Annotated in this window: 7 protein-coding genes and 3 pseudogenes; 6 read left to right on the top strand and 4 right to left on the bottom strand. The window is 65.8% G+C overall.

The annotated features are described in order from the left end of the window. Nucleotides 1-683, top strand: a pseudogene (locus AWC07_RS27715) (PE family protein); the annotation flags it as partial. A gap of 56 nt (nucleotides 684-739) precedes the next feature. Further along, nucleotides 740-1,001, top strand: a pseudogene (locus tag AWC07_RS18335) (transcriptional regulator); the annotation flags it as partial. Here AWC07_RS18335 and AWC07_RS18330 read toward each other — a convergent pair. Both AWC07_RS18330 and AWC07_RS18325 read right to left on the bottom strand, forming a co-directional pair. Further along, entirely contained in the window at nucleotides 998-1,387 is a 390-nt protein-coding gene (locus AWC07_RS18330; RefSeq protein ID WP_036411305.1) for a VOC family protein, read from the bottom strand. The pseudogene AWC07_RS18335 and the gene AWC07_RS18330 overlap by 4 nt on opposite strands. Nucleotides 1,388-1,415: 28 nt before the next feature. After that, a complete protein-coding gene (locus AWC07_RS18325) occupies nucleotides 1,416-1,829 on the bottom strand; it encodes a VOC family protein (protein ID WP_036411280.1) in 414 nt (137 codons plus the stop codon). Between the two features lie 83 nt (nucleotides 1,830-1,912). On the opposite strand from AWC07_RS18325, the pseudogene AWC07_RS18320 reads away from it, so the two are divergent. Further along, nucleotides 1,913-2,128, top strand: a pseudogene (locus tag AWC07_RS18320) (LLM class flavin-dependent oxidoreductase); the annotation flags it as partial. A 1-nt stretch (nucleotide 2,129) separates the two neighbouring features. Here AWC07_RS18320 and AWC07_RS18315 read toward each other — a convergent pair. Then, complete coding sequence (locus AWC07_RS18315; protein ID WP_139829766.1) at nucleotides 2,130-3,851, bottom strand: NAD-binding protein; 1,722 nt, start codon at nucleotides 3,849-3,851, stop codon at nucleotides 2,130-2,132. A 144-nt stretch (nucleotides 3,852-3,995) separates the two neighbouring features. On the opposite strand from AWC07_RS18315, the gene AWC07_RS18310 reads away from it, so the two are divergent. After that, nucleotides 3,996-4,463 carry an SRPBCC family protein gene (locus AWC07_RS18310; protein ID WP_036411285.1) on the top strand — a complete coding sequence of 156 codons (468 nt, stop codon included), beginning with the start codon at nucleotides 3,996-3,998 and terminating at the stop codon, nucleotides 4,461-4,463. A gap of 11 nt (nucleotides 4,464-4,474) precedes the next feature. Here the strand turns inward: AWC07_RS18310 and AWC07_RS18305 are convergent, their stop codons facing one another. Continuing rightward, nucleotides 4,475-5,338, bottom strand: coding sequence for a DUF2971 domain-containing protein (locus tag AWC07_RS18305; RefSeq protein WP_167380100.1), 864 nt, complete (start codon nucleotides 5,336-5,338; stop codon nucleotides 4,475-4,477). Between the two features lie 202 nt (nucleotides 5,339-5,540). On the opposite strand from AWC07_RS18305, the gene AWC07_RS18300 reads away from it, so the two are divergent. Further along, nucleotides 5,541-6,026 (top strand): NUDIX domain-containing protein, encoded by a 486-nt coding sequence (locus AWC07_RS18300; RefSeq protein ID WP_084293416.1) that lies wholly within the window; start codon nucleotides 5,541-5,543, stop codon nucleotides 6,024-6,026. A gap of 105 nt (nucleotides 6,027-6,131) precedes the next feature. Continuing rightward, entirely contained in the window at nucleotides 6,132-6,653 is a 522-nt protein-coding gene (locus AWC07_RS18295; RefSeq protein WP_244187625.1) for an Rv2253 family sensor-like surface protein, read from the top strand. Nucleotides 6,654-6,655: the final 2 nt, after the last annotated feature.

The following is a 6,655-nucleotide window of genomic DNA, read 5'->3' as shown; positions in this document are numbered from 1 at the left end:
GGGGCGGGACCGCTCCATTTGCAAACTTCACCAATGACCCTGGCCTGAGCGGCGGACGCGGGGGCGACGGTGGTAATGCCTTCATCTATGGAAACGGCGGCGCCGGCGGAGCGGGCGGTGGCGGCGCCCCCGGAGGCGTCGGCGAAGTGCTCAGTTCTGGCGCGGTGAACCCCGGCGGCCGTGGCGGTGACGGTGGTTATGGCGGCACGGGGGGGCTGATCGGTGGCGGCGGGGCCGGTGGCGGCGGGGGCGCGGGCGGCCGCGGCAGCGAGTACTTCTTCGGTCCTCCTGACGGCGGTAATGGCGGTCCTGGCGGCAACGGCGGGCCCGGCGGCAGCACTCGGCTTATCGGCCCCGGTGGTTTCGGCGGCGACGGCGGTCCGGGCGGCCGCGGCGGAAGTGGTCGCCTGGTCCAGATCCAAGGCCAGACCTTCATCGGCCGCAATGGAGACGGTGGCGCTGGCGGCAGCGGCGGCGATGCAGGATCTGGCGGGATTTCCTATGGCTTCGGCGGAAACCCCACCTTCCTGCAGTACGGGGGCGGTGACGGCGGTGACGGCGGCGACGCCGGTCGTACGCCCGGGGCGAAGCCCGGCGTCGGCGGTGTCGCCGGCAGCGCGGGTGTCGGCGGCTCACTCTTCGGCCGCGACGGTATGGACGGCTCGCCCGGCGCATCAAGCTAACGCGCCTGGGCGTACCCGCGGCCAACAAGTATCGACCCTGACGTCGACCCGATACGGTTCATCTCGCTGCCGCTCCCACCGGCAGCCTGGTCAAGACCGACGATTTGGGCCAGGCTCAGGGCATACCCCCGCAATTTCTCGTCGACATCCTGACCCACCTGCGCACCGACCGCCTGGTGCGCAGCCACGCGGTCGGTGCTCGAAGAAACCAGCTCGGCCGACGTCGCCGCCGGCACGCTGCCCGAGCATGTCGCACAATTCGCCGACGACTACCGCGACCAGAAGAGCAAACGGCACGGGTCGACTCGCAGCGGCTAGCTGCCCGAACCGTACGGCCGGGTGAGGATCTCCATGAAATGCCCAGCAGGATCCCGGAAATATACCCCGCGCCCGCCGTCGCGGTGATTGACCTCGCCGGGCTTCGTGGCCCCGGGGTCGGCCCAGTGCGCTAATCCGCGGGATCGGATCCTGCCGTAGATTGCGTCGAATTCCTGCTCGGAGACCAGGAAGGCGTAGTGCTGACGACGGATTTCCTCGTCTGCTGGGACGTCGGCGTAATCGAGGGAGGCACCGTGTTCGAGTGCGACAACCATGAAGTGACCGAACGCAACCGGCTTGGGCAAGCCGAACAGGTCGGTGAGGAACTCCGCGGACTCCCGCTTGTCGTGTGACGCGACAATGGTGTGGTTGAAGCTGATGCCCACGTTCTGGCCTCCCACGGCATCGGGCCCGCTACTTGGGCGCGGTGAGTTCCAATGCAATGTTGTCGGGGTCGCGGAACTCGAGGATGTACGCCGGCCCGATGTCTTTGATCGGCTCGTGCCGGATACCGAGATCGTCGAGATGTGTGGCAGCAACGTCTAATTCGGCTCTGCTGCCGACCCGGAACGCGATGTGGTCCAGGCCGGTGCGATCCTCGTCGAAGCGGTCGTCGGCAACTGGCCGCAGGCCCAGCAGCGCGCCGCCGAGGTCGTAGATGACCCCGCCGAACAGAAAGCCCAGCTGCTGGCGCGTCGCATCGTCGGCATTGTCGGGAACCTCGATCAGCACCGGCCAGCCGAACACGCTTTCGTAAAACCGCCGCGACAGTTCGATATCGGTGACGGTGAGCCTGACATGTGCAATCGACGTGCTGGCGAACCCCATCTACTCCATGCTGCCAGAATCGCCTTCGTGCAGATAGCCATGACCATGCCCGTGGTGGAGCCCGACCTCGACGCGGCGGTGCTCAGGTGCATCGTCACCTGCGGCGCTACCTGAACTGGATCCCGGCCGAATACGTCGATGCCATGGCGCCGATGACAGGCTGGGCCGGCAGCGAGGAACAACTGCTGGCGGTGCTGCGAAAGTTCGACGAGGTCGGTACCGACGAGGTTCAGCTGATCCCGACCAGTGCTGACCTCGAGCAGCTTCGTCGCGCCGCTGACGTGGTCGCCGCGCTGTAGATCAACCGGTCGCCGCTTCTGGCCGCCGCCCGTCACCGACCGCGCGTTGCGCCACGGGTTGGCCCTTACGCAGCGTTGCCAGCAGCTCGCGGTAGGGGCCGACGAGATAGACGGTGTCGCCGGCCCGCAGCCGGGCCTCCCGGCGCGGATGCAGCGTGACCGGCTCGTCGGGCCTGGTGATCGCGATAACCCGGGTGTTCGTCGACAACTCGTACATCGGCAGCCCGTCGAGTTCGCTGCCGGCGCCCACTTGCATTCCGCCCACCATGAAGGAGCTTTGCCCCACCGAAAAGGTGCCCAGCACCTGCAGGCCCATCGCGGCGCCGATGAACCACGGTGCCGCCAATTCCACAGTCGAGCGCACACTTTCGAAGCCGAACCGCTGGGCCACCGCGCTGCCCAGCGTGCGGTCGTATATCCGCAGCACCAGCGGAACGCTGCGTCCCTTGGCCTTGAGGCCGCCCAGCATTTCCCGCAGCACGATCCCGGCTTCGACGTTGACCATGTCGTCCTGGGTGAGCACCGCCACCGCGCGGGCGTGGGCGACGCAGGCCGATTCCAGTGTCTGCGGCAACGTCGCGTCACCAAAGATAACTGGCACGTCCAGCTCAGCCGCCGATGACAGGTATCGGCTATTTTCGTCGAGCTCGATGACCGCGACGTCGTACCCGGCGACGGTCAAGTCCCTGACCACCCGGATGCCGAACGAGCCGAGACCGACAACGATGACATGGTTGCGCAGATGGCGTACCCGCATCCGCCCGGCCGAACGGGTGAAGCGGCGCGACAACAGCAGGTCGGCGAGGAACGCGACCAGGATCGCGGTCAGGGTCACGCCGGCGAACATCAACGAGATGCTGAACACTCGTAGCCACGTGGGCTGGTGGGCGAAGCTGAAGTCACCGTAGCCCACGGTCGCGATCGTCTCGGTGCTGAAATACAGCGCATCGAGCCACGTCATGCCCGGTGGACGCAGGTAGGCAAAGCGCAACAAAATCGTCGATCCGATGAGCAGGACCGCCATCGCGGCCAAAGCCCGATAGAACATCGGGTTTACGTCGTTTCGAAACGCGCGCACCGCGTCGGACATCTGACGAAGCCACACCATTCGAAAGCGGGTCGCGGTGGGCCGGGGGACCTTGATGCCGCGGACGGCCAGCTCGTCCGCGGTGCCGATCATCGCGGTCTGGTCGCCGGCGTGGACGCGCAGATCCCGGCCCGGACAGGCCACCAGCTCGCCGGGGTTGGACGAGTCCTTTCCGCGGACCACCGCCACCGGCGCAAGGTCGCCGTAGATTTCCCGCAGGGTCGCCTCCCGCGGTGCCACGGCCCGCCAGACGACGAACCTCACGCCCGCCACCTCGAACGGGTGAGCGGTGCGCGCCAAACAGGCCTCGACGACCGAAGGCGCCGCCAGATCGGCGACGTCAAGGATCGCGCCGGGCTCGTTGGCGGCAGTCATCGCCTCGCGCAGGACGTCGTTGGCCAGCCTCGCCACCACCCGCACGTGCGGGTCGGCTTTCCTTGCCAGCAGCGCGATTTCGAGATTTCGGGCGTCGTCGTCGCCGGCGCAGATGACGGCGATCGCGTGGGCGAGCTCGGCATCTTTGAGCTCGTCGGCGGCAAGCTTGACAATGTGGACGCCGGCGCTGTTCAGCTCCTCGACAATCGTGTTCGCCAGCGCGTCGTCACCGCTGACGATGATGTGCCGGCGCGCTCTCACCGATACCACCGTGGCACCGGGTCGTCTGGCATCTCAACCCCTCCGCTGGCTGATATCACTATCTAGGGTTATCTGGCACCGTAACGGTTTGCCGGCCGAACATGTGTCGCAACCCGGCGCACAGTCAGGTGGGATACTCGGGCCATGCCCACAGCCCGGCGCGGACACGGCAGTATCGACATTTCAGCATCTCCGGAACTGGTGTACGACCTTATTGCCGACGTCACCCGAATGGGGGGCTGGAGCCCGGAGTGCTATCGGTGCGAGTGGCTCGACGGGGTTTCCACCGCGGCCGCGGGCGCGCGGTTCCGCGGGTACAACCGGCTCGGTCTCATGCGCTGGGAACGGACCGCGGTGGTGGGCACGGCCGAGCCGGGCCGCGAATTCAGCTTTACCACCGTCAACGACGGTGCCGGGCGTGAAGAAACACGCTGGCGCTACACCATGGAGCCGACACCGTCGGGAACACTGCTGACCGAATCTTTCGAGTTTCTCTGGTGCTCGGTGGTCAACAGGTTGGCCGAAGCGGCTATCCCGCGGGGGCGGCAAATGGACCGAGGCATCCAGGAAACACTGCGGCGCATCAAGAAAGCCGCCGAAACTGCGGCCTGACGGCGGCTATGTCAGATATCGCGATACGGCACGCTGGACCGGACGACGTCGGCTTTGGGGTACCAACGCCGCAGGTAACGGTACAGCGACAGCGTTTTGGCGTCGCAGTGTTCGCTCGGCCCCACCAGCACACCCGTGACTGCGCTTCGGTCGAATTCGAACCTCACCCGCGGTATCAGGCCGATGCGAGACGTCGAATAGAACGTCTCTGACGTATGCGATATCAGCCGCTGTTCTGCTTCGCCGACGAACTTCTTGTGTTTCATCGAAGCCGCCAACGGAATTATTCGCCGGACCAGGCGCTGCTGGGCCGGATGAATGCCGGAAACCGTGTCGTCGCCCACGGCGTCGATCAACTCGTCGATGTGGTCGTCGACCAGCCGGGCCACTCGCGCGGACTGCCGCTCGGGCAGATATTCCACCGGGAGCAATTCGGGAACCGGTGCGGATTCTGCGATCGGTAATTCGGTGGGAAGCGTCGTTTGCTTGACGGTTTCTTTCAATATCTGGCTATCGAACTCGATCGCGTAGCCGCCGTTAGCGTAACCGCGCCACTGGGACAGGTCGTCTCTGGACATGGAAAAGCAGGCGACAAACGGTCCGAAATCGTCTTCGATGAGCTCTTGAGCGCGCAGCACATTGTTGCAGACGCTCAGAATCGCGGACGATCGCAATTCGGGTTCCGCTTGTCCGGACGCTTTAATGTGCTCCCCGTACCGCGCAATCATCGCGCAGATGGCTTCCACGCCATAGGAGAACTCCTGGGAGTCGTTCAGGTACGCGACATGAGTTCCCCAGATGTGTCCCGAGTCGAGAATTCCCTTGAGGCCCTTGATGTCTGTGTAGTGGTAGACGCTGCCGTCGCTCTCATGCACCGACCGACCGGTTACGTGTTCTGCTGAGTGGCCCGCAGCGGCGTCATCGGACACGTCGCCTAGTGAAGCATGTCGCGTCGGCGAACTCAGCGAAACCTGCATAAGCGGCCTGTGCGGCGCGCCCCGCGGCGGCGGTCGTGATACTGGCCGGGTGCCCCACATCGAACCCGTCGCGTCCCGCGAGATCTATCGCAATCGCTGGATGGTGCTCCGCGAAGACGACATCCGCCACCCGGACGGGAGCCCCGGGATATACGGCGTGGTCGACAAGCCGACCTACGCGCTCGTGATGCCGTATGACGGGCGCCGATTCCGGCTGGTCGAGCAATTCCGGTATCCCGTCGGCGCCCGACGCTGGGAGTTTCCGCAGGGCACCGCGCCCGATTTGGCGGACCTAGAGCCCGCCGAGCTGGCCGCGCGTGAGCTGCGTGAGGAGACCGGATTGTGTGCGGCGTCGTTCGAGTTGCTCGGTCGGCTCGACACCGCTCCGGGAATGACGAGTCAGCGTGGGTGGGTGTATCTGGCCACCGGCATCACCGAGGGTGAATCCGATCCTGAGCACGAGGAGCAGGACCTGCGCAGCGCATGGTTTCCGCGTGACGAGGTCGAGCAGATGATCCGCTGCGGAGTGATCGTCGACTCGCAGTCGGTCGCCGGCTACGGCCTGTTCCTGGTGCTTGGCCGCTGACGCGGATTGCCTTGTGTTGCTCGCAGTTTCGTCGCTTGTGCTGGCGAACGCGATCGTGTCCGCGCTGAGACCTGTTTGCGTCGTCGAACCCGCACCATATACCCGATGCATCTGTTTCCGGGGTTCGCAGCCCAGGTGGCCGGCTTGCTGGGTGCCGCCGCGATCGCGCTATGCAGCAGCCTCGCCGTTCCGGTGCACGCGGCGACGCCATCGTGGAACGGGGAGTACTCGCTGGTGCGCTACGCCGCCGGCAAGTCCGGCACCAGCATGGCTGCCGGCCAGGCCGAACCCACTTTCAGCGCGGACTACGTCTTCACGACGACGTGTTCGGCTGCCCAGTGCGTTGCCACTGCCAGCAACGGACCTACGCCGAAGAACCCGACGTTGCCCCAGCCTTCGCACTACGCCTGGGATGGAACCAGGTGGGTCGAGCACTTCGACTTTCAATGGGACTGCTACCTGGGAGAAGGGGTCGCCAAAGTGTGGGCACCCGCGCGGTCGTGGGCGTTCTACGCGCCTCAGGCGGACGGGTCGCTGCGCGGCACCTGGCACACCGACATTGCCAGCGGCCCGTGCCGCGGCAGCGTCGAAATGCCGGTGGCGGCGTTTCCTGCTCGACCGCAATAGAT

It is taken from the genome of Mycobacterium gastri, assembly GCF_002102175.1.
Taxonomy (GTDB): Bacteria; Actinomycetota; Actinomycetes; order Mycobacteriales; family Mycobacteriaceae; genus Mycobacterium; species Mycobacterium gastri.
The sequence above is the reverse complement of the archived record's forward strand: the minus strand, read 5'-3'. Positions and strand labels throughout refer to the sequence as shown.

Coding starts and splice junctions, on each gene's coding strand:
- AWC07_RS18325 (WP_036411280.1), bottom strand. CDS start 1,829: ATGGGGTTCGCCAGCACGTCGATTGCACATGTCAGGCTCACCGTCACC.
- AWC07_RS18310 (WP_036411285.1), top strand. CDS start 3,996: ATGCCCACAGCCCGGCGCGGACACGGCAGTATCGACATTTCAGCATCT.
- AWC07_RS18300 (WP_084293416.1), top strand. CDS start 5,541: ATGGTGCTCCGCGAAGACGACATCCGCCACCCGGACGGGAGCCCCGGG.
- AWC07_RS18295 (WP_244187625.1), top strand. CDS start 6,132: ATGCATCTGTTTCCGGGGTTCGCAGCCCAGGTGGCCGGCTTGCTGGGT.